We start from the raw sequence: 26,042 nt of genomic DNA on the forward strand, positions 1-26,042 counted from the left end.
AAAATTTTAGGAGAGTGAATACTATGAGTAAAAAACAAATTTATCTATTTTGTGATGCAGGAATGTCCACAAGTATTATGGTCAATAAAATGATGGAGGTCGTAAATAAGCATAATATGCCTCTTCAAATCACTGCTTTTCCGGTCGCACGGTCACAAGAAGTTGTTGAAAAGGAAAAACCTGTGGCTATTCTTTTAGGTCCACAAGTAAAATTTCTATTGGAAAAAACCAAGGAGCAATTCGCACCATTAGGCATCCCCGTCGCTGTAATCGCTCCAGAGATTTACGGGATGATGGATGGCGAAAAAGCGATGAAAGAAGTTTTGAAATTAATTAAACAAAATAAAAAATAGTACCTGATTGATTGGAGGAAAAAAAGATGCAGAAGTTTTTAAACTGGTTGGAAAGAGTTTTGACCCCATTGGCTAAAATTATCGGGGAAAATAAATATTTGATTGCGATTCGTGACGGATTTTTGATTTCCACGCCATTATTAATTGTTGGTTCTTTTTTCTTATTACTGGCGAACTTTCCAATTCCTAATTGGAGCAACATCATTACTCCAATTTTAGGAAGCAACTGGGAATCGTTGATGTCTGTTCCTGCGTCAGCCAGTTTTGATGTCATGACGATTTTAGCTGTCGTTGGAATTGCCTATAGCTTGGGACGTCAATTGGACATTGATGCGATACAATCCGGTGCGTTAGCTCTAGTATCTTTCTTCATTTTGACCCCTTTTACAACCCAATTTACGCCAGAAAACAGCACACAGGTTTTTGATGTTACTAGCTTACCGCTGAAATGGATGGGTTCAAGTGGTTTGTTTTTAGGGATGATTATTGCTTTAGTATCTACACGAATTTTTGCAGCAGTTATTCATCGCGGCTGGACGATCAAAATGCCTGAAGGGGTACCACCAACCGTAGTAAAATCCTTTGAAGCATTAATTCCGAGCTTTGTGGTTGTGACGATTATGTTTGTGATCAACTGGCTAGTTTCATTGACTCCAATGGGGAATTTGCAGGATGTCATCTTTAAGTTTTTACAAACGCCTTTACTAAGTTTAGGAAACACTTTAGGCGCCATGATTATTGCTTATCTATTTTTACATTTCTTCTGGTTCTTTGGTATCAATGGAAGCAGCGTGGTAGGTGCGGTATTTAATCCCGTTTTACGTGCGCTGTCAGTTGAAAACATGCAGGCCTTTAAAGATGGACACCCAATTCCAAATATCATCACAGGGCAATTTCAAGATATGTTCGCAACATTTGGCGGTGGCGGCTCCACCTTATCATTGATTATTGTGATGGTCATATTCTGTAAGAGTCAGCGGGTAAAAAAATTGTCTCAATTATCACTAGTACCCAGTATTTTCGGAATCAATGAACCGATTATCTTTGGATTGCCGATTGTCTTGAATCCGATTCTTCTAATTCCTTTTGCACTTGTTCCTACTATTAATATTATTATTTCTTACTTCGCTATGGATTGGGGAATCGTTCCTTATACAAACGGGATTCAGCTACCATGGACGACACCGCCGATTATTTCTGGCTTCTTAGTTAGTGGCTGGCAGGCGTCTGTCTTGCAGGCATTACTGATTGTTTTGGGTATGGCAATTTATTATCCCTTCATTAAAGTATTAGACGATCAATATTTACGAGAAGAAAAAGAAGCAGAAGAACTTGATGCAGAAGAAATCGACTTTGATACGTTTGATTTTGACGAGATCTAAGATAATCGAAAAGCTAAAAGTATGCCAGTAACTTGTAACGAACAAAGCACCATGAAAAGATAGTAAAAAGTCAGTAGGACGGATTTATTTTTACATGTAGAAGGGATTTTTGACAATGAATGACGAGCAACTACAAATAGTGATGGGCTTAATCATGAATGCAGGAAATGCAAAGGGGGAGGCAGTTGCAGCATTAGCCGCCGCAAAGAGCAATGATTTTACTGAGGCGGAAAAACGAATGACTGCTGCAAATGAAGCATTGGTGGAGGCGCACAACACTCAGACAGGTTTATTGACTGCCGAAGCCAGCGGGAACAATGCCGAAGTCACATTACTAATGGTGCATAGTCAAGACCATTTAATGAATGCTATCTCCTATATCGGATTAACACAAGAATTAATCGATGTTTATAAGCGATTAGTCGAATCAGATAAATAGTCTTTCAAGAAGATAACTTAAAAAAAGTATATGTCTAGTTAAAAAGCGTTCGATCAAATACGATCGAGCGCTTTTAATAATCATTCGGGTAGTGTACGACAATAAATTTCACGACATTACTTGTTTGGTTATCCCAGTTATGATCAATCGTAGAGAAATAATGAGCAGAATCGCCAGGATAGAGCTGGTATGTTTTATCTTCAATCACCAGAGTCAAAATTCCCTCCAAAACGTAAACAAATTCTTCGCCCTGATGGGGGTAAGTAGTAGGTAATTCTCGTCTTTCATGAGGCATAATCTCAATCATTTTCGGAGCAATTTTTTTATCCTGAGGCGTTCGACTCAGTTGCTTGTAGATCATGTTGTTCAATTCATGGATTACCGGCTGATCGTACCCACGTATGATAGGTTCTACTTCTGTTTCTTCTTCAAAAAAATAATTCATTCGGACTTCAAATAAAGCAGCGATTGTTGATAAATGTTCCACTGCAATAGTAGTAATTCCTCGTTCGAATTGAGACAAGAAGCCCGTTGATAATCCAGTCGCTTCGGAAAGCTGCTTAAGAGTCATTCCACGTTCATTGCGCAGACTTTTTACTTTTTCACCGATATTCATTCATTTACTCCCTTACATCTTTTTCGCTATTTTAGTATACCCGAAAAAAGATCAAATTCCCAACCATCATTTAAATGAAAAATACAGATAAAAAAACCCGGAATGTTCATTATTATGAATTAAGCGCTTGCAAGTACTGACGAAGGACTTTATAATGAGAGATGGGAGGGAAGCACGTGAAAAAGCCTACGATATTTAATATACAAAAATTTTCGACCCATGACGGGCCAGGTATTCGTACAACGATTTTTTTCAAAGGGTGTCCCATCAGATGTGAATGGTGTCACAATCCAGAGAGCCAAGTGTTTGCACCAGAGGTTATGTTGAATAAATATGGGAAAGAGGAGCTGATTGGAAAAGAATACTCCATCCGCGAATTGGTAAAGAAAATTCAAGCAGATCAAATTTTTTATGATCAATCTGGCGGAGGAGTGACATTTTCCGGTGGAGAAGTGATGGCGCAAAATATGGATTACGTCATCGAGCTTGCGAGTGAATGCCAACGATTGGGGATTTCTGTAGCAATCGATACGTGTGGTGTTGCACCAACTGAGAATTATCGCCGGATTTTACCCTATACGGATTTATTTTTGTATGATCTAAAGTTCATAAATTCACATGACCACCAACTATATACCGGTGCAGGGAATCAATTGGTTTTAGAGAATTTACGTTTCTTATCGGAGCAGCAGGCAGAGATCAATTTACGCTTGATTTTATTAGACGAAATTAATGCAGAGAAAGTGGATGCGAAAGCAATCATCGATTGGTTAACAATTGAAAAAATTCATGTGAGTGAAATATCACTCCTTCCATATCATGATTTCGGTCGGGATAAGTATGAGCGCTTGAAGCGGGTTTGTACACAAAATTTTATCAAACCTGCGGATGAAAAAGTAGAAATGGTAAAAAAAGTCTATCAAGAAGCTGGCTATCAAGTGACGATCGGCGGCTAAAAATAGTTTAAAACAGGAGGAAAAGCAATGACTGAATTAACACTGGAACCAACAAGAAGGGGAAGTACAGAGCGCATTAAACGATTGCGGGAAATCAGTGACAAAGAATGTACACCGAGTATTTCGATGGAACGAGCAGTTTTGCTGACTGAAGCATACAAAAAGTGGGAAGGCAAAGTATCCGCACCGGTTTTACGTGGGTTGGCCTTCAAGTATATTATGGAGAATCGAACAAACTACATTGAAAAAGGCTCACTGGTTCTCGGTGAAAAGGGAGACAAACCTTGGGCGGCTCCGACTTTTCCTGAGCTATGCTGTCACACGTTAGAAGACTTCGATAATATGCACAATCGTGAAAAAGTTTTCTTCCGTGTAAGCGAAGAGGATCGTCGAATCCAAGAAGAGGTAATCATTCCTTATTGGCATGATCGTGCGATGATGACACGGATGAATCGTTTATTACCGGAAGAATGGCATTTATTGTTTGATGCAGGATTGTATACAGAGTTTTTGATGCAGCGGGGACCAGGCCACACTGTAGCTGATGGAAAAATGTATCAAAAAGGATTCGCCGATTTTAAAGCAGACATTCAACAAGAAATTGATCAACTAGATTATAACAACGATATGGAAGCGTTAAATAAACGAGAAGAATTAGAAGGAATGAAATTAGTCTGCGAAGGCATGATTATTTATGGGAAACGTTATGCCCAACAATGCCGCGATCTAGCTGAAACTGAAACAGATCCACAATGGAAGCAAGAATTGCTGGAGCTAGCTGAGGTCTGCGATGTCGTACCTGAACATGCGCCGCAAACCTTCCGTCAGGCGATTCAAATGTACTGGTTTACTCATATCGGTGTCACAGTAGAAATGAACAATTGGGATGCTTATTCTCCTGGAAAGCTAGATCAGCATTTAGAACCATTTTATGAAAAAGATATTGAAGAAGGGCGTTTAACTAGAGAAGAAGCTCGAGAATTATTAGAAAATCTGTGGATTCAGTTTAATAATCAGCCAGCACCACCTAAAGTAGGCATCACGCTAAAAGAAAGTGCGACCTATACCGACTTTTGTAATCTTAACACAGGAGCATTACGCCCCGATGGAACGAGCGGGGTGAGTGATGTCAGCTATCTGATTCTAGAAGTAATGGATGAAATGAAGCTGCTTCAGCCAAGTTCAAATGTTCAGATTTCTCGCAAATCACCGGAGAAATTTTTACGTGAAGCGCTAAAGGTTTCTCGCAAAGGCTGGGGACAGCCCGCGATGTACAATTCAGAAGCCATCTTGGCTGAATTAAGCTATTTAGGAAAATCGGTGGACGATGCCAGAGAAAGCGGTATTTGTTCAGGCTGTGTAGAGGTTGGTGTAGCAGGTAAAGAAGCCTATGTGTTGACTGGCTACCTTAATATTCCGAAAGTATTTGAATTAGCAATGAATCGTGGTTACGATCATTATACGGATAAGCAAGTAGGAATCGATGTAGGGGATTTCACGAAAATGAAAACCTACGAAGAAGTCTTTGAAGCTTTCCATAAAGAATTGCAGTATGTAGTGGATGTGAAAGTCGCTGGGAATAATATGATTGAGAGAATGTACATGGAATTCATGCCAGTTCCTTTACTTTCAGTGATGTCTGATGATTGCATTTCAGTTGGTAAAGACTATAATGCTGGTGGTGCTCGTTACAATACAAGCTACATTCAATGTGTGGGGATTGCAACGATCACTGACTCATTAGCCGCGATAAAACACAATGTGTTTGATGAAAAAACGATGACAATGCAGGAATTATTAGATGCATGCGAAGCGGATTTCGAGAACTATGATGAAATCTATGACCGAGTGTATAACGAGACACCTAAGTATGGGAATGACGATGAATATGCAGATACTCTACTACGGGATGTAGCAGAATCTCTGCAGGAAGTAATCGCAGGACGTCCAACGCCGAAGGGCTCGAAAACAGTGGTTGAATTCTTACCGACGACTTGTCACGTATACTTCGGTCAAGTCATGGAAGCTTCACCGAATGGTCGACATAAGGGGATTCCATTACCAGATGGTATTTCACCAGAGAAAGGGGCTGACCGCAATGGACCAACAGCGGTAATCAAATCGGCCTCAAAAATCGATCAAACCAAAACAGGTGGAGCCTTATTGAATCAGAAGTTTACTCCTAGTGTAGTGGCAGGGGAAGAGGGAATTACCAATATGGCCTCACTGGTTCGTAGTTACTTTGCATTAGATGGTCATCATATTCAATTCAATGTAATCAACCGCGAAACTTTGCTAAAAGCGCAAAAACATCCGAAAGAGTATGAGAACCTGATTGTACGCGTCGCAGGATACAGTGATTACTTCAATAATTTGGAGAAAGCCTTACAGGATGAGATTATCTCAAGAACCGAGCAGGCTTTTGGTTAAAGAGTCGTTTTATTAAGTCAGAGAAAAAAATTCTCTGACTTTTTTTATGCAGATTTTTATTAACTTTGTAGTTCAGATTAAATAAAAAAACAGAGAACCCTTTCAAAACAGAACAAAAAACTTTTAGGTAAAAACTGATTTATTTTTTAGGAAAAATAGGAGGTGTTGAGGACAAATAAATAAATCGGCAATCTCATATGTTTAGAAGAGACGTACAATGTGAAAACAATAACTTTTCAAAAGTTATTAGGATAACAAGGGATAAATTAAAAAGAAATTTTGCCTTGGAAAATAAATTTGAAATATTAAAATATAAAATAAATAACGAAAAAATTGAATTTAAAACGGATTGCATAGTTAACTAAATGCTGGTAGAATGGGTTTCTAAAGATAAAGTCGTTTGTCGACAATCGACCTTATAGAATAGTTTTGTAGCAGCTGTAGATTATAAATGATAGAGAATATGTATGTTCATATGATCACAAAAGTTTTAGGATACAGCTTTTTTTGAAGGTTCTCAAGTAAGCGCTAACATGGGGAGAAATTGAAATTTTATCGTATTTTATAAAGAAAGGGATGAAGGAGAGTTATGCAAGTGTATGACGTTATTATCATCGGGGCTGGACCAGCAGGTTTGTCAGCAGCAATTTATGCGGGTCGGGCGAGACTAAAAACATTACTTATTGAAAAAGGAAAGGATGGCGGACAAATTATCCTGACTTCTGAGATTGAAAATTATCCTGGAAGTCTCGAAAAAGAATCTGGACGTTCACTGATTCAGCGGATGACTGAGCAAGTCGCATCATTTGGTGTTGAACGAGTCTCTGATACAATCACCGAGGTACATTTAGCAGAAGACACAAAAGTCATCAAAGGGAAAAAAGATGACTATCATGGGCGTTCGATCATTATAGCTACAGGAGCATTCCCTCGGCCCATCGGCTGTGAGAACGAAAAAGATTTCATGGGCAAGGGACTATCATATTGTGCGACCTGCGATGCTGCTTTTTTTGAAGATATGGAAGTTTTTGTCATAGGTGGCGGAAATTCCGCTGTGGAAGAAGCCATGTTCTTATCTACCTTTGCACGCAAAGTAACCATCATTCAAAATTTGGCTGAGCTTACCGCGGATGCAATCGCAGTTGAACAGGTGATGGCTAATGAGAAAATTCATTATGTTTACAATTCTGTAGTAGAAAGCCTTGAAGGTGACGGTATTGTTGAAGCTATCACGATTCGAAATACAGAAACAAATGAAACGACCCGCTTCGAAGCGGACGAAGAAGATGGGCTGATCGGCATTTTCAGCTTTATTGGTTATTTACCTCAGTCGAAAATCTTTGAATCTAAGGTTGAAATGGAAAACGGCTATATTAAAACCGATGAAAAAATGGCAACGAGTGTTCCAGGTGTGTATGCGGCAGGAGACGTTCGTGTGAAAAATGTACGACAAGTTGTAACTGCTAGTGGTGATGGTGCAACAGCAGCAGTTGCAGTGGAGAAGTATTTGCGTCATTAATAATTTTTATTGAAAAGTGGAGTAGAAATTTGGATAGGGAGTGTTAAGCGATGAAAGTTTTAGATAAAAAGAATTTTGAAACAGAGGTGTTACAAAGTGAAGGAACAATGTTGGTAGATTTCTTTTCAGAAGGCTGCGAGCCATGCCAGGCCCTGATGCCAAGTATTGAAGAATTCGCTGAAAAATATGGAGAGAAATTACCATTTGCAAAACTAGATACTGCAAAAGCAAGAAGAGTGGCTATCGGCCAAAAAATTCTTGGTATCCCAGTGATTGCGGTTTATAAAGATGGTGAGAAAATCGAAGAGTTGGTCAAAGATGATGCTACACCTGAAAATGTAGAGGCAATGATTCAAAAGTATATTTAACGGGAAGTCCCGATTAAATAATAAAAAACAAGGAGGAAATATTATGTTGCTGAAAGACAAAAAAGTAATCATCCTCGGCGACAGAGACGGTGTTCCTGGTCAAGCCATTGAAGAATGCGTGAAACCATTAGGCGCAGATGTAGTGTTCTCATCCACAGAATGCTTCGTCTGAACGGCCGCGGGAGCGATGGATCTGGAAAATCAAAAGAGGGTCAAAGAGTTTACAGAGGAGTTTGGTGCGGAGAACATTGTTGTTCTTCTTGGCGCATCAGAAGGTGAAGCTGCTGGATTAGCAGCTGAGACTGTAACTTTAGGCGACCCTACGTATGCCGGTCCATTAGCAGGAGTCCAGTTAGGACTTGACGTATATCATATCGTTGAACCAGAAATCAAAGAAGTAATCGACTCTGAGCTATACGAGGAACAAGTTGGGATGATGGAAATGGTATTAGACGTTGACGATATCGTTGACGAGATGTCTTCGATTCGAAGTCAGGTAAGTGAATAGATTCAATGTACAGCTTTTATGATACTGGACATTGATTTGTTCAGTATCATTCCACAATTTTGAAAAGAAAGGATGTTTCTATGTATAGCGTATTGAAAGGGTCGAGTTATTTTCTGGCGCATACGCCAGATATGGTAGTACACAATGGCACTACTCAAACACTTCAAAGAAAAATTGATCCTGATTCAGAATACTTAAAAAGCATAACGAAACACTTAAGAGATTACGAGGCTTGTGTGTCTTATCCACCTAACCAAGTCTATATTGGCAATATGACACCCGAAGAACTCGAAACAATTGAAACACCTTGGTATAACAAAAAGACTGATGAAAAACGTCAGGGAACATTTGGTGAAATCATGCCCGAAGATGAATTTATCGGCATGATGAAGTATGTCGATGTTTTTGACTTGGTGAAATTGGCTGATGATTTCAGCAAGGCAGTAAAAAATAAGTTGGCAAAGCATCCATTATTGGATGAGAAGATCTTGGAAAAGCTGGCAGAGGAGGTTTCTTTCGAAGAAATCTCGGGTTTCATCGAAAATGAGAAGGCTGAACCAATTTATTTTAATGGAGAGATAGTCGGCTGTGTAAAAGCCGCTCATAATTTAGACGATACTTTATTTGCTCATGTTATTTTTGAAAATCTTGTCTCCAAAGCTTCTTGTACAATGGCGATTTTACATTTGCTTCAACAGACGGGGATCAATAAAACGGATATTGAATATGTTTTGGAATGTTCTGAAGAAGCCTGCGGCGACATGAATCAGCGCGGGGGCGGGAACTTTGCAAAAGCAGCAGCGGAAATGGCTGGCTTGGAAAATGCAACAGGCAGCGATGTTCGCGGTTTTTGTGCTGGCCCGACCCATGCACTGATTCAGGCGGCATCTTTGGTGAAATCTGGAGTATTTAAAAATGTAATCGTTTGCGCGGGCGGTTCGACGGCGAAATTAGGGATGAACGGGAAGGATCATTTAAGTAAAGATATTCCAATCTTAGAGGATTGCGTCGCAAGTTTCGCAGTATTGATTTCCGAAAATGACGGTGTTAGCCCAGAGTTGAATATTGATATTGTGGGACGGCATACTGTTGGCACTGGGGCTTCTCCACAAAAAGTGATTTCCTCCTTGACGAGCATACCATTAGAGAAGGCAGGGTTAAAACTAACGGACATTGATAAGTACTCTGTAGAAATGCAGAATCCAGATATTACAAAACCGGCAGGTGCAGGGAATGTACCTGAAGCAAATTACAAAATGATCGGTGCTCTGGCAGTAATGAAAGGTCAGATACAAAAAGCTGACCTCCCGGATTTCGTCAAGCAACACGGAATGGTTGGTTGGGCACCAACGCAAGGTCATATTCCTTCTGGTATTCCGTATTTAGGCTTCGCTCAAAAAGATATTCTTTCCGGTGAGATCAACCGAGCGATGTTTGTAGGAAAAGGGAGTCTATTCTTAGGACGAATGACTAATTTGTTTGACGGTATATCCTTCGTGATTCAAAAAAATAGTGGGAAACAGGAAGAGTCAGTTTCTGAAGCACAAATTAAGCAAATGATTGGTGAATCTTTACGAGATTTTGCGAATCATCTTGCTGGAAAGTTGGAGGAATAACTCTATGGCCGGAAAAGAGACAAAACAGATGATCGCTGATGTGTTTCAAGAGCTCGCGGATACACTAGAAACTGGTCGAAGTGTTTCATCAACAGTAGCCTTGACTGCTTTAGGCAGTGAGCATGACGAAGCAGAATTGGTCGAAGCAGCAAAAAATGCCGCGGACAAAGGTATCTCTGTGAAGGTTATCGGAACACGAAAAATTGATTATTCAGGGATTGAAAGCTGCTTAGTTTCAGACGCGGATGAAGGGCATAAAAAGCTAGAAGCGCTTTTGGCAGAGGGAATAGTGGATGCGGGGGTAACGATGCACTATTCATTTCCAATCGGTGTTTCTACTGTTGGTCGTGTTATTACTCCGGCTAAGGGAAAGCATATGTATCTGGCAACGACTACAGGTACATCCGCTTTGAATAGGGTAGAAGCATTAGTGAAAAATGCCTTATATGGCATTATTACAGCCAAAGCCTGTGGTGTTGCAGAACCAACCATAGGTTTATTGAATATTGACGGTGTACGCCAGGCGGAGCTTGTCTTAAAGCAGCTAGCAGAAAATGGTTATCCGATTCATTTTGCGCAGTCTAATCGCAGTGATGGCGGAGCAATCATGCGTGGAAATGATTTGCTTGCTGGAACTTGCGATGTCATGGTGATGGATTCTCTGACGGGAAATATTTTACAAAAAATCTTTTCTTCCTATAATACTGGTGGCAATTATGAAGCTCTGGGGTTTGGGTATGGACCTGGTGTAGGAGAGGAGATGGATAAATTGATTATGATTGTTTCCCGTGCATCAGGTGCGCCAGTGGTGAGTGGTGCAATCGAATTTGCAGATGAGCTGATTCGCGGAGACTTTATCCAGATCCAAAAAACGGAATTTGAAAAGCTGAAAGGAGCATCATTGGATGCATTATTAAAGGGAGTTCAAGCGCAAAAAGAAGAAGTACAAGAAACCGTTGCTCAACCTGAGAAAGAGATTGTTACCGAAGAGATTCATGGGGTTGAAATTCTTGATCTTGAGGATGCGGTTCAACAGTTGTGGAAGCATGGAATTTACGCTGAGAGCGGTATGGGGTGTACGGGGCCAGTGGTAATGATTGCAGAAAAACGTTTGTCAGAGGCTAAGAATATTTTGGCAGATTCAGGATATATAGGACGCTGACTTTGTCCGAAAGGATGGAAAAGAATCCATTCAGATATTAATAGAGGCAATTAGGGGCTCTAGAAGAGCTGCATGAAATGAGAAGGGAGCAAGCAAATGAAATTAGATATCGCAAATTTTCATGTTAAAGATATTCAATTCGGTGAAAAAACGGAATATGTCGATGGAATTTTGACTGTAAATAAGAAGGAAGCGTTAGACGTTGTTTTTGAAGATGAACATATTACTGAAGCAGATTTGCATATTGTAAAGCCAGGTGATGAGGTCCGATTAGTTCCTGTGAAAGAAGCTGTAGAACCTCGTTATCGCGTGGGCGGCGGTCCTGTATTTCCTGGTGTAACAGGAAAACTAATGCAGGCAGGTGATGGTGTCACGCATGCTTTAAAGGAGATGAGTGTTTTAGTGGTCGGTCAACATTGGGGTGGGTTCCAAGATGGATTGATCGATATGAGCGGTGAAGGTGCGAAGTATACGTATTATTCTCAATTAAAAAATGTCGTGCTGGTGGCAGATACTGATGAAGAGTTTGAATGGCGCGAGCAGCAAAAGAAAAACCATGCGTTACGTTGGGCAGGTATGCGTTTAGCAGAATATCTTGGCGCTTGTACAAAAGGCTTAAAATCAGATGAAGTTGAAACCTATGAATTAGCACCGATTACGAAGCGCGAGGCGGCGGTGAACAAATTACCAAGTGTGGTTTTTGTTTTACAGCCGCAATCGCAAATGGAAGACAGTGGCTATAACGATTTGAACTATGGTTGGGATTGCAATTTAATGTTACCAACATTTATGCATCCCAATGAGGTGTTGGATGGTGCGATGATTTCCGGTTCGTTTATGCCATGCTCATCAAAGTGGTCTACGTATGATTTTCAGAATTTCCCTATGATCAAACGCTTATACGAAGAGCATGGTAAAACAATCAATTTTCTAGGAATCATTATGTCGAATCTGAATGTTGCCTTGGAGCAGAAAGAGCGTGCGGCTTTGTTTGTTGCCCAAATGGCTAAAAGTTTAGGGGCTGACAGTGCAGTAGTTGCTGAAGAAGGTTATGGGAACCCGGATGCTGATTTCACTGCTTGTTATGTAGCGTTGGAGGATGCCGGAGTAAAAACGATTGGATTAACCAATGAATGTACCGGTCGTGATGGAGCGAGTCAACCACTGGTATCTATGGATGAAAAATGTGACGCAATTGTATCAACAGGAAATGTTTCTACTTTGATCGAACTACCTCCAATGAAAACTGTATTGGGAGAATTAGAAGCTTTGGCACGTGATGGGCTTTCTGGAGGATGGGCCAATGATGAGATTTTAGGTGCTTCAGTAAAACCTGATGGATCGATCATCATGGAAAATAATGCTATGTTCTGCGGAGATCAAGTCGTTGGTTGGTCGACAAAAACGATGGTGGAATTCTAAGGATAGTTTATTGATAAGTGGCTCTTTCCATTGAAAAAAGGAGGAAAAATATGAAAGCGATTTTATATATTAATCAGTTTTTCGGTCAAATCGGCGGAGAGGAATTCGCTGGTCACGAACCTGAAATTCGAGAAGGGATTGTTGGACCTGGAATGGCCTTTGCAAAGGCCTTGAAGGATGAGGTTGAGATCACTCATACGGTTATTTGCGGAGACAATTTTATGGGTTCAAAGACAGAGGAAGCGATTGAACGAATTCTAGGATTTTTAGACGACAAAGAATTTGATCTCTTCTTTGCCGGCCCAGCATTTCGTGCAGGACGATACGGTGCAGCCTGTGGACATATTTGTTCGGCAGTTCAAAAGAAATTCGGGGTTCCAGCAATTACTTCGATGAATGAAGAAAATCCTGGTGTCGAGATGTATCAGAAGGAAATGTATATTTTTAAAGGCGGTGCTAGTGCGGCAGCGATGCGAAAAGATGTCGCAAAAATGACCGAATTTTCGTTGCGGTTGTTGTATGGAGAAAAACTTCATTCGGCAGAACAGGAAGGATATTTTGGACGCGGTATTCGCGATCAAATTTGGCTAGATCCGCCGATTCCTGCGACTGATCGTGTCATCAATATGCTGCTGAAAAAAATAAAAGGGGAAGAATACCAGTCGGAATTGGTGATTCCAAAATCCGAACGGGCACCTATTGCTCCAGCTATTCCAACAGAAGAGCTGGCAAAAATCAAAGTAGCATTGGTTACTTCTGGGGGGATTGTTCCCGTTGGAAATCCTGACCGAATTCAATCGGCTTCGGCAACCAAATGGGGAAAATATAACGTGGATTCAATGGACAAGCTGAAAAAAGGAGAGTTCATGACGATCCACGCTGGATTTGATCCAGCTGCGGCGAATGATGATCCTAATGTGGTTCTGCCGTTGGATGTCATGAAGGAATACGCAGAGGAAGGAAAAATTGGTGGGGTTTATCCATATTTTTATGCAACAGTTGGAACAGGAACCACTCAAGCAGAAGCTACTCGGATGGGACAAGAAATCGCACAAGAATTGATTGAAGATGGTGTTAAGGCCGTTATTCTCACCTCTACCTGAGGCACCTGTACTCGTTGCGGTGCAACGATGACCAGAGAAATTGAAAAAGCCGGAATTACGATCGTTCAAATGGCGAACTTGATTCCAGTTGCTCGTACAGTAGGCGTGAATCGTATTGTACCAACCATCTCAATTCCTTATCCTTTGGGAGATCCAGCCACACCGAAAGAGGTTCAGCATGCTCTTCGATATCATCGTGTTGGTGTCGCTTTAGATGCTTTGTCAACTGAAATTGAAGAACCTCGACTCTTTGAAGTGAAAATTTAACAGTGAAATGACGAGCCGCACTGCCGGCTCGTCTGATAAAAACTTTGAAGAGGAGAGTTTATATGAAAAAAAATATCGTTTTTTATGTTTCTCTTTTAATTACTGCTGTGATCGTGCTAGTTGGTTTGATTGCGCCCGAACCATTTGCACTAGCGATGAACAATACAAAAGCCTTTTTAGTTGATACGTTTGGCTGGTTCTATTTGATTGCTATGTTTGCTTTCGTCGTCTTTTCGCTGCTTATTGCGTTTAGCCGATTTGGAAAAATAAAACTAGGACCTGATGACTCTGTTCCTGAATACAGCAACCGTTCGTGGTTTGCGATGTTGTTTGGCGCAGGAATGGGAATTGGACTGGTTTTTTGGGGTGTCGCAGAGCCGTTAAATCATTTTACTACGTTTGGCGGAACCGAAAAAGCTGCGGATTTAGCCATGCAGAAGTCCTTTTTACATTGGGGATTTCATCCTTGGGCTGCTTATTCAATTATTGGCATGGCCTTAGCTTATTTTCAATTTAGGAAAAAGACGCCAGGGTTAATTAGCAGCATTTTTCTACCAATTTTAGGAGAAGAGGGTGTCAGAGGCCCTATTGGAAAACTTATTGATATTTGTGCTGTCTTTGCGACTGTAGCTGGTATCGCGACATCACTTGGTCAAGGAACGCTGCAAATTAATTCGGGTTTGAACTATCTGTTTGATATCCCGACAACGCGACTGGTGCAAATCGTGATTATTGTTGTTTTGACAGTTATATATACTTGGACAGCGGTTAGTGGTATTGATAAAGGGATTAAACTGCTATCGGATATCAATTTGTTTTTAGCGGTTGCACTTCTATTAGGCGCTTTTTTAGTGGGACCAAAAATTATGTCATTGAACATTTTTACTAATTCTTTTGGCGGTTATATCAATAATATTGTATCAGAAAGCTTTTCGATCAATCCATTTGGTGACAATTCGTGGCTTGGTTCATGGACTATTTTTTACTGGTCGTGGTGGATTGCCTGGGGTCCTTTTGTAGGAACGTTCATTGCCAGAATTTCCAAAGGAAGAACCATTAAAGAGTTTGTTTTAGGAGTAATTGTTGCGCCATCGATGGTTTCCTTTGTTTGGTTTTCAATCTTTGGTAGTTTAGGCCTGAACCTGAAGATGGAGATTATCAACAAGGCCAAGGAAGTGACGGAAACTGCACTTTTCGTGGTCTTTGCTGAATATCCTTTGGGTATGTTTTTCTCAATAATTGCGATTTGCCTGCTGTGTACTTTCTTTATCACTTCAGCTAACTCAGGAATCTTTGTATTGTCAATGTTTTCTTCAGAGGGCGACTTGAACCCTGGTAACGACAAGAAGATTTTGTGGGGAGTGATTCAAGCTTTGTTAGCACTGGTTTTGCTGATGACAGGCGGATTGGATGCGCTGCAAACCTGCTCGATCGTAGCGGCCTTGCCATTAACAGTAATCATGCTGCTGTGTGCAGTCTGTCTGGTGAAGGCTTTGATGCAGGAAACGAGAAAGCAAGCAGAATGATTACCTCTACTTAATTGATGAACTGATAACAGATCAAACCAACATGTGAATTTAAACACAAACGTGGCTATCAGGTTGCTGAAAGTGGATTCTCAGCGAGACTGAAGTGAATGAAGCGATCAAATGCCGAACGACAAGAGACTTAGTAAAGGCTTTCTGATATAATTAGTTGGATATATCGGAAGGGGAGCTGATTTATTTATGGATATTATGCCTAGATACGAAAAACAGAGTTTGAGCGATATGGTCGTATCTTATGTTAAAAATCGAATCTTGTCGGGGACATTAAAAGGCGGCGATCGATTAATTGAAACGGATATCTCAAATCATTTTAATATTAGCCGAGCTCCGGTAAGGGAAGCCATGCGTATTTTGAATGAACAGGGATTGATTACATTTTCTCCCCGTAAAGGAAACCATGTGATTGAAATGGAACCGGCTGAAATAATGGAAGTTTTTGAAATTCGAACGTCACTTGAAACGCAGATTTTAAGAAAAATCTTACGAAATCAAATGATTAAGGAAGAAGATTTTCAACAGTTGACTGAAATCGCGATGGAAATGAAAGATGGAGAAAACCGCTGTCGCAATGAAGAGGATAATGTCTTTTTATTGAATACGCTAGATATTTCATTCCATAAATACCTTTGGGAGTTGTCTGGGAGTGTAAGAAGGGCTCAAATTCTGGAGAGTTTATTTTATCAGTTACTCATCGCCATGAATGAAGATTTGTCTTCATTGGGAATCCTTGAAAAGAAATCGGAAGAACATCTAGCGTTTGTGGAGGTTTTGCGGAAGAATGAGCTACCTTTAGTGGTCCGCGCGTTCCATAAGCATATACAAGACTATGTGCGAGCAACTTTACCAGAAGAAGAACAAAACTTCTGTTTGGATTGTTAAAACAGTGAGTCTCCTTGCCTGTTTCTGAGTTTTGGAGGAAATATGACAAATAAAATAAAGGTTTGGACCAAACAACATAGCGCTATTTTGGATGTGTTGGAGAAAAAAGGTCGATATATTGTGAAAAAAGAGTATATCGAACAAAAAATGGAAGACCACAGCGGTCTTTATTTAAGTGTCTATGAATGGTATGTTCATGCGGCCTCACATTTTGTCTCGCCACCTTCAGATGTGATGTACCCAATTTGGGTGTCTTTATCGGAAGAAAACAGCATTCAAAATAGTGAAGGGAATGCCCTTATAGAAATCGAGATTGACAAAGATCAGTTAATTATTGTCGATTTGTATAAATGGGGGAATATTGTGAATCACCTGTATATTCCTAAAGATTTAGAAGATCAGAAAGAACATTCACAAATGATGGATAATTATGGGATTGATGACGTCACTGCCTTTATGACACCCTTTTATCCTAATATTAAACGAAAGATTCAGCGAAGCCATGAACGCCTTTTTGATGACACGAGTGTACTAGGAGAGATGAAGGTAGGGACAATATGGGAAATTCGCAAAGAATGGATTACAAAGATAACCAGGTGATACTCTATACTTCGCAAAGCCAAGTAGTTATTGAGAAGCTATTGAAAAGGGATCGACACATTGTGGAGCGTACTTTTATTCAAGAAAAATATGGTGAGGTGTCACAAGCTTTTTTGCAGGTGTATTCATGGTACTGTCAAAATGCTTCTCAAATTGTTGAACGGCCCACGGATGCCGAATCTGGAATCTGGACCTTCTTAAGTTTGAAATATCTCGATTGTTCTGCTGATGCACAACTCATTAAGCTGCATGTTCCAATTGAAAAAATTGTATTTTTTCGTATGTCTGATTGGAATAAGGTTTTGAATTTGCGTCTGTTAGGAACTGTTGAGGAAGAGCGCCAATATGCAAATAAGTTGAAAAAGTTTAATGTGGCCTATGAAGGGGACGTCTTTACTACGCCCTTTTATCCACATTTGAAATCAGAGCTGGTTCAGAGCTGGCAAAAACTTTTTCAATATGACTCTAAAATCAAAGAAACAAGAGTACTGCCTTTTGAGGATATTCAAGGGGGACTATGGGAAATCCGCCGTAGCTGGATAGCCTCTTTTTTGAACGGATAAATGTGAACAAAAGGAACCGCCCTTTTTCGGGACGGTTCCTTTTATTTTTTTAAAGCAATTTGCTGAGCTTGGACTGTTTCTAGGAAGGTTTGATCGTGTTCGACAATCAGCATCGTAGGTTTGATTTGCAGCAGGAGTTCTTCCAGCTGCTTTTGATTGAAGACATCGAGATAATTCAACGGCTCATCCCAGATATAAAGCTCTGCTTCCTGAGCGAGGGATTTTGCTAATTCCACTTTTTTTCGTTGTCCCATACTCATTTCTTCAATGCGGTTTTGAAAAACATTTCGTTCCATGCCGAGCTTTCGCAGATTATTTAAAAAGGCAGAATAATCCAACTGTTTTTTTTCAGCGAAGTCTTGTAAATTCCCGCTATTGTTTTCGTAGTTTTGGCGTACATAACTGACTCTAGCAGATGGTCGAAGAAGCTCACCGTCGGCCTCTCCTTCAAAGGTACCTAATAGGTAATGAAGGACACTGGATTTTCCTATCCCGTTTGGTCCAGTTAAAGCAGTGATTTCTCCACGTTTCAATTCAAAAGATAGGGGAGCGAAAAGTAGTTCCTGGTCCGCATATCGAAGTGTTAGATTCTCTAATTTTAGTAATTGTCCATGTCGGCTAGGCTGATAGTTCATTGTTAAGCGATCAACATCTTCCAAGTCTTTTAAAAGACCTTCTTTGGCTTCGATTTGATCATACATTCGCTGTTCGATAGTTTTGGAACGCTTCATTGTGCGAGCTGCACGAGCGCCAATGAAGCCAGTATCGAAAATACCGCCGCTGCCCTTTTCGGAGGGCTTACCGTATTTGTCGGTTTCACGAGAGCGAGACCATTCGGCTTTTTCAGCGGCTGTTTTCTTCAAACGACCCACTTCTTTTTTGATTTTTTTATTTTGAGCCAATTCAAATTCATCTCGTAGTTCTTTTTGTTCTTCGTAAGTGGCGAAATTTCCTTGGTAGAGCACTAACTGACTTTTTTCAATCGCTAAAGTGTGGTCGGTTACTTGATTTAAAAATTGACGATCATGGCTGACGACGATAAAGCCATCTTTCCGTTGCAAATACTCTGCAACATGCTGGCGACCCTGCAAATCCAAATGATTGGTTGGTTCATCAATCAATGGGAAAAAATTCTCTTGAGTAAAGAGCAGTGCTAATAAAACCTTGGTTTGTTCGCCTCCAGAAAGGGTTTGGTACGGCTGCCATAAAATCTGCGGGTCTAATTGAATCAAGTTCATTTCTCGTTCCAATTCCCATAATTCAAAATCCGCCAGTTCCAATAAGGCATAATAAGTCAGCTGTTCAGGCTCCTCAACAGCCGCTGGAAAATAGACCGGCTGCAGGGGAAACTGAATTTCTCCTTGATAGGCATGATTCCCTAGCAATAGCTGCAGTAATGTTGTTTTTCCGCGACCGTTCCGGCCAACTAAGCCCAATTTCCAGATGCTATCAATTGTCAAATTAGCATCCTCAAATAATAAATCTACTTGCTTGTCAAAGCCAAAGGTCAAATGTGTAATTTTAATTGTAGACATAAAAAATTCCCCCTCTTTGTTTCACTATGGAAACAAAAAAATCCGTTCCAATTTTCAGGAAAGGACTAGGGGGTGGGTGGTAGCCTTTTTCTGAGTCGACTGCTAACAGCTAACTCATTGCTTAAGAATTCGTTTTTCAAAAAGTGAAAAATGATTCTATTTTCTTGTGCTCGCCATTCTGCTAAAAAAGCTTGTTCGCTACATTCACGAAAGGGTCATTTCCTTCTCATATGAAGCAAACTGCGAAAAGCATAACTGGCAAAAAAGAGACCATCCCTTGAAACCCTAAGCCAATCCTGAAAATTTGCCCACTAATCCCTTTGATATACGTTAATCTAAGATTAGCTTGCAACTTCCAACATTCGCTTAGTTTTTCAATGGCATAATCCCTCGTTTCAATAATAGTTGTCTTTATTAAAGCAAAATTTACTGGCTTTGTCAAAAAAATACGGACGCAGCCGCTTCCCCAAACATGCTACGCCCTGGAGTGATCCTCGATATACGAGGCGAAGAAAAATTTATTCTTCTATTATTATAGTAGCATATTTTGGCTAAAAAATGGTTTTTGAACACTTAGGAATTGATTAGAGTGGAGGAGCTATTAGAAAATTTGGTATAATCGATCCAGAAATGGAGGTGGAGGGATGAACGATGCAGGAATTTATCATCGTCCCGAGAGTGAGTATGCGTTTCTATATAGCGAAGACGTGATGCGGATTCGCTTACAAACCGCTCGTAATGAGATAAAAACAGTGGGGTTGATCAGCGGCGATTTTTACACTTTTGCTGAAGAAAAATGGTATCAAAAGGATCAACCAATGGCTAAAACGTATACGACAGCTACACATGATTATTGGGAAATCGAAGTAACAGCACCGCATCATCGCTTGGCTTATGCTTTTTGTATCACAGATTTTTCTGGGAATCAGGTGTTTTACACTGATCAAGGTATCTTTGAAAAAGAAGAAGATCGTTTGGCACGGGATTATTTGTACTTCAGAATGCCTTATTTTCAAGAGATTGATCGATTTAAAGTGCCAGATTGGGTAGCTAAAACCGTTTGGTACCAAATTTTTCCAGAGCGTTTTTACAATGGCGATCCCTCTAACGATCCAGAGGATACTCTTGTTTGGGGAAGTGAAAAACCGACGCGCACGAATTTTTTTGGTGGTGACCTGCAGGGGATTATTGATAAATTAGATTATTTAGAGGATTTAGGTGTGAACGGGCTGTATCTTTGTCCGATTTTTACCTCACCTTCGAATCACAAGTATGACACGGTAGATTACTATGAGATTGATCCGCACTTTGGAACGAAGCAGCTTTTTCGTGAATTAGTGGAAAAGGCTCATGAACGCGGCATTCGTGTGATGCTGGATGCGGTTTTCAATCATTTAGGGTCGAGTTCCCATCAATGGCAAGATGTCATTTTGCACGGTGAAGATTCAGCGTATGCAGACTGGTTTCATATTGATTCCTTTCCACCGCGTTATAAGGCAATTCCTGATTCAGAATACGCTAAGGAAATCACTTATGACACCTTCAGCTTCAATCCTAATATGCCGAAGCTCAATACGGCGAATCCTGAAGTTCAGAGATATCTATTGGAAATTGCCACCTATTGGATTCGGGAGTTTGATATTGATGGCTGGCGGCTAGATGTGGCCAACGAAGTGGATCATCACTTTTGGAAGGAATTTCATGAAGCCGTTTTACGCCAAAAGGAAGACTTGTACATTTTGGGAGAAATTTGGCACTCGTCACAGCGTTGGCTAGAGGGAGATGAGTTTCATGCGGTAATGAATTACGCATTTACCGACAATATCAAGGCGTTCTTTGTTGAGGAGACGATCTCGATCTCACAAATGATTTTTGGTATGAATCGGCAACAGCTGTTGTATCGCGATCAAACCAATGAGGTCAGCTTCAATCTCTTAGATTCCCATGATACACCAAGAATTTTGACTTTATGTAATGGAAACAAGGAATTAATGAAATCGGTGCTGACCTTCATGTTTATCCAAAAGGGAACCCCCTGTATTTACTATGGGACGGAAGTCGGGATGGAAGGCGAGATGGACCCTGACTGTCGACGGTGTATGGTCTGGGAGGATCAGGATGAAGACCTAAGAAACTTTTTCAAACAGCTGATTGCATTGCGAAAACAATTCTCTGAAGTCTTCAGCTATGGAACAATGACTTGGCATTATGATGATGATAAAAAAACATTCTCACTAACACGTAGTTATAAAGAGACAACGTTAACCGCGACCTTTAATCAAGGAGAGTATTACGAAGTAGAAAAAGAAGGACGACGGGTATTTGGTCAAAATTACCGTGAAAACAACGGTTACCAATTGCAACCAAACGGATTTATCATTGAAGAACGTTGATTACGAGTCGCTTTAATTGGAAAAAAGTAAAAAGATGAATATAGTAAATGAATCAAGGATAAAGGGGTTCTATTTATGGAAAGGATCATTTTTTTACTTTCTGGACTTATTGGACTGCTTCATTTAGTCATCATGGGTTTAGAAATGTTTGCATCAAAGGAAAAACAGGCGAAAACTTTTGATATGCCGTATGAATTTGTCACTCAAGCAAATGCTCAAATCGCTTTGAAGAACATGGGAATCTATAATGGTTGTTTAGGATTAGCGATGCTGACAAGTTTATTGCTGTTTCAAGGGGAAGTACGTTTGATGGTTTTATTGCTATTTAATCTTTTCGTAGTCATTGTCGGTCTTTATGGCGGAAAAACAGTTACCAAAATGATTTATTTGATCCAAGCATTACCCGGAGCAGTAACAGCATTGCTTATTCTGTTTCAATCAATATAAAAGGGGTTCGGCTAAGAGTGATTTCTTAGTCGAATCTTTTTTATTTAGCGAAGGATTCCTGAAGGATATGGTATAGTTAGAAAACTAGTCGGAAGTATGGAGGAAAAAATGAATAATAACGATTTATTGCTGCGGTTAAGATACGCGTTGGATATTAAGGACAGCGATATTGTAGAGGCTTTTCAATTAGGCGGCGTGGAGATTTCTAGAGAAGAAGAAAGAGCTCTCTTGACGAAAGTGTATGAACAAGACAAAGAGAAGGCACCTTTTGAAAAGAATGTCTACGAGAAGATGCTGAACAATCAGGCATTCGATGCATTTTTAAATGGCTTTATTTTGCTGAAAAGAGGGCAGCCAAAGAATCCAGCGCCGCAACCGCAGAGTGGTGAAATCAAGCATATCAATAATGTTTTATTGAAGAAGGTGAAGATCGCTTTGTCACTGACCAGTGACGATCTATTAGATATTTTTGCTGAAGCGGAGATTTATCCTTCTAAGGGCGAGCTTGGCGCAATTTTGCGAAAGGAAGGACATCGCAATTTTAAACCCTGTGGTGATAAATACGCTCGGAACTTTTTAAAAGGATTAGCCCTGTATTATCGAGAGTAAGCTTAGAAAGACCAATCTTTTAGGAGAGAGGTCTTTTTTTATACCTAGATTCAAATCAATCCTAGAGAATGGTTTTTAACACGGCTTATATGTGCGTAATAAAATTATATAAACATCTTATTGACTTTATATAATCATCGTATTACACTGGAATCAGGTTAAATAAAATTATTTTAAGAGGAGAAGCGCATGAATCGTTGGGTTTACTTATTTTCAGAAGGTTCAAAAGAACAAAAGGATTTATTAGGCGGCAAGGGAGCCAATCTTGCTGAGATGACAAAATTAGGTCTACCAGTGCCAACCGGCTTCACGGTTACAACAGAAGCATGCTTATATTATTTGAATCATGGCAATCAACTGATTGAAGAAATGAAGGATCAGGTGATGGAGGCTGTTGAGACTCTATCTACTAAAACAGGGAAGAAATTTGGTGATCTGGAGAATCCCTTGTTGGTCTCCGTCCGAAGCGGTTCTAAATTTTCGATGCCGGGTATGATGGATACTGTCTTGAATTTAGGCTTAAATGATCAAACCGTAGCAGCTTTAGCTGAAAATAGCCAGAATGAACGGTTTGCTTATGATTGCTATCGTCGTTTGCTGCAAATGTTCGGAAACGTCGTGATGGGAATGGACAATAGCGACTTTGAGAATCGAATTACTGCTTTAAAAAAAGTGAATGGCCTGTCTTTCGATAATGAACTGACAGCAGAGCATTGGAAACAAATTGTAAGCGAGTACAAAGAAATCTACCGCAAGAAACTGCAGCGTGATTTTCCGCAGGATCCGATTGAGCAATTGTATCTAGCAATCGAAGCAGTTTTTGGCAGCTGGAACAATCAGCGTGCGAAAACCTATCGCCGCCTCCACAGTATCAGCGATGATTTGGGAACTGCTGTAAACATTCAGGAGATGGTGTTTGGAAACTTTGGGGATACTTCGGGCACCGGGGTAGTGTTCTCACGGAACCCATCGTTAGGCGATCCCGGTCTATTCGGGGAATACTTGATCAACGCTCAGGGAGAAGATGTGGTTGCCGGTGTACGAACACCAAAACCGATCCAAGTTTTAGCGGATGAATTGCCAGAACAATTCCAACAATTAAAAACGATTTGCGAGAACTTGGAAAAGCATTACCATGATATGCAGGATGTTGAATTTACCATTGAACGGGAAAAATTATTTATCCTGCAAACTCGTAGTGGGAAGCGTACATCAAAAGCAGCATTAACCATCCTATTGGATTTTTATAAAGAAGGGATCATTGACGAACAAGAACTAATCAGCCGAATCGAAGCGAAGGATCTGGAAGCAGCACTGCATCCAAACTTTGATGAAAAAGAACTAAAACTGCATGAATCATTTTTATCCGGCTTAGCGGCTAGCCCCGGCGCTGCAACAGGAGCGGCATATTTTACTGCCGAAGCAGCGACCGAGGCCAAAGCCCGCGGAGAAAGAGTGGTATTGGTACGAGAAGAAACATCTCCAGAGGATATTGAAGGGATCGCAGTCAGCGAAGCGGTTATTACTAGTCGTGGCGGCATGACTTCCCATGCGGCAGTGGTTGCTCGCGGAATGGGCATTTGTTCGGTAGTTGGCTGTGAGCGTTTAGACGTATTAGAAGAAAATAAAGCAACTGTCGGAGACAAGGTAATCGAAGAGGGAACCATTCTATCTGTTGATGGAACAAGTGGCAATATCTATTTTGGTGAAATACCAATGGAGGAAGTGACCAATACAGTGGCTCTGGATGAGCTGCATGTGATTTGGGATCGACACGCGGAAATCAAGGTACGAGCCAATGCGGAAACACCGAATGATATCGAAACCGGGATGGCTTTAGGCGCAGTTGGTATCGGTTTGGCACGGACAGAGCACATGTTCTTTGAAAAGAGCCGCTTGCTGCAATTCCGTCAGTTGATTTTGGCGGATAGTTTGAAGGAACGTGTAGAAGTATTGAAGAATCTAAAAGAAGTGCAAAAGCAAGACTTCAAGTTTATGTATGAAGCATCCAAAGGCAAAGCAACAACGATTCGTTTGCTGGATCCCCCATTGCACGAATTCTTACCAAAAGGTGCAGACGAGTGCCGCGAAGTAGCAAAAGAGCTAGGCAAGACTTTCAATGAAGTGAAACGTAAAACGGATAATCTAGCAGAGGTCAATCCAATGTTAGGCTTCCGCGGGCTTCGATTAGGTGTGGCCTATCCAGAAATCTATCAGATGCAGGCTGAGGCCATTATTGAAGCCGCCTGCGAGGTAACGAAGGAAAATGAGTTTACCATCCAACCAGAAATCATGATTCCATTTACGATTGATGCAGAGGAATTTGCTCGTGTTCGTGCATCTATCGAAGAGGCGATTCAAAGAAGCCTGAAAGAGTATAAACAGGTGCTGGACTATCAAATCGGAACGATGATCGAAATTCCAAGAGCCTGTTTTGTGGCTGCTGAAATCGCGAAACATGCAGACTTCTTCAGCTTTGGAACCAACGATTTGACTCAAATGGCTTTAGGGCTATCCCGTGATGACTCACCACGAATCATCAATCAATATATGGAAACGGGAATCTTTGCGGATGATCCGTTCCAAGTGTTAGATGAAGCAGGGGTCGGTGCCTTGATGAAACTTGCGATAGAAGGTGGAAGAAGTGTCAATCCGAAGCTGAAGATTGGTATTTGCGGTGAAGCAGCGGCCCATCCGAAATCCATTGCCTTTTTAAACCATCTAGCGATCGATTATATTTCTTGTTCGCCATTCAGAATTCCGCAGGCGAAGATGACATTGGCACAAGCCGCAGTGAACGGCCAGTAGGAAAATAAAAAAACAGTAATATGAGTTTTTGGTTAAAAAACAAAATGATTTTAAAGAGAAACAGCCTTTCGATAGGTTGTTTCTTTTTTGTTATTATCTGGAAAATTCAAAAATTTAATATTAATAATAGATAACAAATAAATGAGAAACAAAGCAGTTAAATTAATGAAATATAATTTGTAAACGGATACAACCTTCGTTATACTTCTTATAGGCTTTAAATATGTCATGTCACAATAAAATAGCCTCTTTTTTGATTAGCTTGAATAACAAAGGTTCTTTACGAGAAAACTTTATTTTTAATGAAAATCAACTTTTTTCTATTAAATGATGGTTTTTTCACAATGACTTATGAATAAAAATACGGTATAATGCTGACTTGGGAGGTGAAACAAACTGCGGAATTAGGAATCATAGAATAACATCTTGACATTCATGAGCGGTCTTTTCCGTTGATTGTTTTGACGTATTGCATCCTCAAAAGGGACCGTGAATTCGTCTTTTTAAGAAGGTTATTCTA

Annotated in this window: 22 protein-coding genes; 20 read left to right on the top strand and 2 right to left on the bottom strand. The window is 40.4% G+C overall.

All coding sequences use genetic code 11. The annotated features are described in order from the left end of the window. The first annotated feature begins 23 nt into the window (after positions 1–23). The 3 genes from IGI50_RS16205 (at position 24) to IGI50_RS16215 (ending at position 2,174) form a co-directional block, all read left to right on the top strand. On the top strand, positions 24–353 hold the full coding sequence (locus IGI50_RS16205) for a PTS sugar transporter subunit IIB (protein WP_010743834.1): 330 nt from the start codon (positions 24–26) through the stop codon (positions 351–353). Between the two features lie 26 nt (positions 354–379). Continuing rightward, positions 380–1,735: a PTS cellobiose transporter subunit IIC gene (gene celB / locus IGI50_RS16210; protein WP_222226941.1), complete on the top strand. Its 1,356-nt coding sequence runs from the start codon at positions 380–382 to the stop codon at positions 1,733–1,735. Positions 1,736–1,850: 115 nt separating this feature from the next. Beyond that, positions 1,851–2,174, top strand: a complete 324-nt coding sequence (locus IGI50_RS16215) for a PTS lactose/cellobiose transporter subunit IIA (protein WP_438777689.1) — start codon at positions 1,851–1,853, stop codon at positions 2,172–2,174. 73 nt (positions 2,175–2,247) lie between these two features. Here the strand turns inward: IGI50_RS16215 and IGI50_RS16220 are convergent, their stop codons facing one another. Next, on the bottom strand, positions 2,248–2,790 hold the full coding sequence (locus IGI50_RS16220; RefSeq protein WP_010743831.1) for a helix-turn-helix domain-containing protein: 543 nt from the start codon (positions 2,788–2,790) through the stop codon (positions 2,248–2,250). Positions 2,791–2,966: 176 nt separating this feature from the next. On the opposite strand from IGI50_RS16220, the gene IGI50_RS16225 reads away from it, so the two are divergent. The 13 genes from IGI50_RS16225 to IGI50_RS16285 all read left to right on the top strand — a co-directional run bounded on the left by IGI50_RS16225 (position 2,967) and on the right by IGI50_RS16285 (position 17,730). Next, entirely contained in the window at positions 2,967–3,746 is a 780-nt protein-coding gene (locus IGI50_RS16225; RefSeq protein ID WP_438777690.1) for a 4Fe-4S cluster-binding domain-containing protein, read from the top strand. 27 nt (positions 3,747–3,773) lie between these two features. Further along, positions 3,774–6,176, top strand: a complete 2,403-nt coding sequence (gene hypD, locus IGI50_RS16230; protein WP_438777691.1) for a trans-4-hydroxy-L-proline dehydratase — start codon at positions 3,774–3,776, stop codon at positions 6,174–6,176. A 589-nt stretch (positions 6,177–6,765) separates the two neighbouring features. Continuing rightward, positions 6,766–7,695, top strand: coding sequence for a thioredoxin-disulfide reductase (gene trxB / locus IGI50_RS16235; RefSeq protein ID WP_438777692.1), 930 nt, complete (start codon positions 6,766–6,768; stop codon positions 7,693–7,695). Positions 7,696–7,745: 50 nt separating this feature from the next. Next, complete coding sequence (trxA, locus tag IGI50_RS16240; RefSeq protein ID WP_438777693.1) at positions 7,746–8,063, top strand: thioredoxin TrxA; 318 nt, start codon at positions 7,746–7,748, stop codon at positions 8,061–8,063. Between the two features lie 43 nt (positions 8,064–8,106). Continuing rightward, on the top strand, positions 8,107–8,571 hold the full coding sequence (gene grdA / locus IGI50_RS16245; protein ID WP_148405765.1) for a glycine/sarcosine/betaine reductase complex selenoprotein A: 465 nt from the start codon (positions 8,107–8,109) through the stop codon (positions 8,569–8,571). Between the two features lie 80 nt (positions 8,572–8,651). Next, on the top strand, positions 8,652–10,187 hold the full coding sequence (gene grdC / locus IGI50_RS16250) for a glycine/sarcosine/betaine reductase complex component C subunit beta (RefSeq protein ID WP_438777694.1): 1,536 nt from the start codon (positions 8,652–8,654) through the stop codon (positions 10,185–10,187). A 4-nt stretch (positions 10,188–10,191) separates the two neighbouring features. Then, the gene (gene grdD / locus IGI50_RS16255) at positions 10,192–11,349 is read left to right on the top strand and encodes a glycine/sarcosine/betaine reductase complex component C subunit alpha (RefSeq protein ID WP_028021152.1); all 1,158 of its coding nucleotides are present in this window, start codon (positions 10,192–10,194) and stop codon (positions 11,347–11,349) included. A 96-nt stretch (positions 11,350–11,445) separates the two neighbouring features. Then, positions 11,446–12,771: a glycine/sarcosine/betaine reductase component B subunit gene (locus IGI50_RS16260; RefSeq protein WP_028021151.1), complete on the top strand. Its 1,326-nt coding sequence runs from the start codon at positions 11,446–11,448 to the stop codon at positions 12,769–12,771. Between the two features lie 50 nt (positions 12,772–12,821). Then, the gene (grdH, locus tag IGI50_RS16265; protein WP_338289382.1) at positions 12,822–14,141 is read left to right on the top strand and encodes a betaine reductase selenoprotein B; all 1,320 of its coding nucleotides are present in this window, start codon (positions 12,822–12,824) and stop codon (positions 14,139–14,141) included. A gap of 62 nt (positions 14,142–14,203) precedes the next feature. Then, positions 14,204–15,667 (top strand): glycine betaine uptake BCCT transporter, encoded by a 1,464-nt coding sequence (locus tag IGI50_RS16270; RefSeq protein WP_338289384.1) that lies wholly within the window; start codon positions 14,204–14,206, stop codon positions 15,665–15,667. A gap of 201 nt (positions 15,668–15,868) precedes the next feature. After that, entirely contained in the window at positions 15,869–16,567 is a 699-nt protein-coding gene (locus tag IGI50_RS16275) for a GntR family transcriptional regulator (protein WP_438777695.1), read from the top strand. 42 nt (positions 16,568–16,609) lie between these two features. Next, a complete protein-coding gene (locus IGI50_RS16280; RefSeq protein WP_438777696.1) occupies positions 16,610–17,167 on the top strand; it encodes a DUF3841 domain-containing protein in 558 nt (185 codons plus the stop codon). After that, complete coding sequence (locus tag IGI50_RS16285; RefSeq protein ID WP_438777697.1) at positions 17,143–17,730, top strand: DUF3841 domain-containing protein; 588 nt, start codon at positions 17,143–17,145, stop codon at positions 17,728–17,730. The genes IGI50_RS16280 and IGI50_RS16285 overlap by 25 nt, the downstream gene beginning before the upstream one ends. Before the next feature lie 41 nt (positions 17,731–17,771). On the opposite strand, the gene abc-f is transcribed toward IGI50_RS16285, so the two are convergent. Next, positions 17,772–19,265, bottom strand: coding sequence for a ribosomal protection-like ABC-F family protein (abc-f, locus tag IGI50_RS16290; RefSeq protein WP_438777698.1), 1,494 nt, complete (start codon positions 19,263–19,265; stop codon positions 17,772–17,774). Between the two features lie 644 nt (positions 19,266–19,909). On the opposite strand from abc-f, the gene IGI50_RS16295 reads away from it, so the two are divergent. The 4 genes from IGI50_RS16295 to ppdK all read left to right on the top strand — a co-directional run bounded on the left by IGI50_RS16295 (position 19,910) and on the right by ppdK (position 25,522). Beyond that, entirely contained in the window at positions 19,910–21,658 is a 1,749-nt protein-coding gene (locus IGI50_RS16295; protein WP_438777699.1) for a glycoside hydrolase family 13 protein, read from the top strand. A 75-nt stretch (positions 21,659–21,733) separates the two neighbouring features. Next, positions 21,734–22,105, top strand: coding sequence for a DUF1304 domain-containing protein (locus IGI50_RS16300; RefSeq protein ID WP_438777700.1), 372 nt, complete (start codon positions 21,734–21,736; stop codon positions 22,103–22,105). A gap of 108 nt (positions 22,106–22,213) precedes the next feature. Continuing rightward, positions 22,214–22,714 carry a DUF1456 family protein gene (locus IGI50_RS16305; RefSeq protein WP_438777701.1) on the top strand — a complete coding sequence of 167 codons (501 nt, stop codon included), beginning with the start codon at positions 22,214–22,216 and terminating at the stop codon, positions 22,712–22,714. Between the two features lie 189 nt (positions 22,715–22,903). Further along, the gene (ppdK, locus tag IGI50_RS16310; protein WP_438777702.1) at positions 22,904–25,522 is read left to right on the top strand and encodes a pyruvate, phosphate dikinase; all 2,619 of its coding nucleotides are present in this window, start codon (positions 22,904–22,906) and stop codon (positions 25,520–25,522) included. Positions 25,523–26,042 lie beyond the last annotated feature (520 nt).

Source organism: Enterococcus sp. DIV0170, assembly GCF_051710765.1.
GTDB classification, from domain to species: domain Bacteria; phylum Bacillota; class Bacilli; order Lactobacillales; family Enterococcaceae; genus Enterococcus_A; species Enterococcus_A raffinosus.

Bases quoted from the DNA above. Each gene is read 5' to 3' on its own strand.
- hypD (WP_438777691.1), top strand. From the start codon at position 3,774: ATGACTGAATTAACACTGGAACCAACAAGAAGGGGAAGTACAGAGCGC.
- IGI50_RS16205 (WP_010743834.1), top strand. From the start codon at position 24: ATGAGTAAAAAACAAATTTATCTATTTTGTGATGCAGGAATGTCCACA.
- grdD (WP_028021152.1), top strand. From the start codon at position 10,192: ATGGCCGGAAAAGAGACAAAACAGATGATCGCTGATGTGTTTCAAGAG.
- abc-f (WP_438777698.1), bottom strand. From the start codon at position 19,265: ATGTCTACAATTAAAATTACACATTTGACCTTTGGCTTTGACAAGCAA.
- ppdK (WP_438777702.1), top strand. From the start codon at position 22,904: ATGAATCGTTGGGTTTACTTATTTTCAGAAGGTTCAAAAGAACAAAAG.
- grdC (WP_438777694.1), top strand. From the start codon at position 8,652: ATGTATAGCGTATTGAAAGGGTCGAGTTATTTTCTGGCGCATACGCCA.
- trxB (WP_438777692.1), top strand. From the start codon at position 6,766: ATGCAAGTGTATGACGTTATTATCATCGGGGCTGGACCAGCAGGTTTG.
- IGI50_RS16295 (WP_438777699.1), top strand. From the start codon at position 19,910: ATGAACGATGCAGGAATTTATCATCGTCCCGAGAGTGAGTATGCGTTT.
- IGI50_RS16280 (WP_438777696.1), top strand. From the start codon at position 16,610: ATGACAAATAAAATAAAGGTTTGGACCAAACAACATAGCGCTATTTTG.
- IGI50_RS16285 (WP_438777697.1), top strand. From the start codon at position 17,143: ATGGATTACAAAGATAACCAGGTGATACTCTATACTTCGCAAAGCCAA.
- celB (WP_222226941.1), top strand. From the start codon at position 380: ATGCAGAAGTTTTTAAACTGGTTGGAAAGAGTTTTGACCCCATTGGCT.
- IGI50_RS16305 (WP_438777701.1), top strand. From the start codon at position 22,214: ATGAATAATAACGATTTATTGCTGCGGTTAAGATACGCGTTGGATATT.
- trxA (WP_438777693.1), top strand. From the start codon at position 7,746: ATGAAAGTTTTAGATAAAAAGAATTTTGAAACAGAGGTGTTACAAAGT.
- IGI50_RS16300 (WP_438777700.1), top strand. From the start codon at position 21,734: ATGGAAAGGATCATTTTTTTACTTTCTGGACTTATTGGACTGCTTCAT.
- IGI50_RS16215 (WP_438777689.1), top strand. From the start codon at position 1,851: ATGAATGACGAGCAACTACAAATAGTGATGGGCTTAATCATGAATGCA.
- IGI50_RS16275 (WP_438777695.1), top strand. From the start codon at position 15,869: ATGGATATTATGCCTAGATACGAAAAACAGAGTTTGAGCGATATGGTC.
- IGI50_RS16260 (WP_028021151.1), top strand. From the start codon at position 11,446: ATGAAATTAGATATCGCAAATTTTCATGTTAAAGATATTCAATTCGGT.
- IGI50_RS16220 (WP_010743831.1), bottom strand. From the start codon at position 2,790: ATGAATATCGGTGAAAAAGTAAAAAGTCTGCGCAATGAACGTGGAATG.
- IGI50_RS16270 (WP_338289384.1), top strand. From the start codon at position 14,204: ATGAAAAAAAATATCGTTTTTTATGTTTCTCTTTTAATTACTGCTGTG.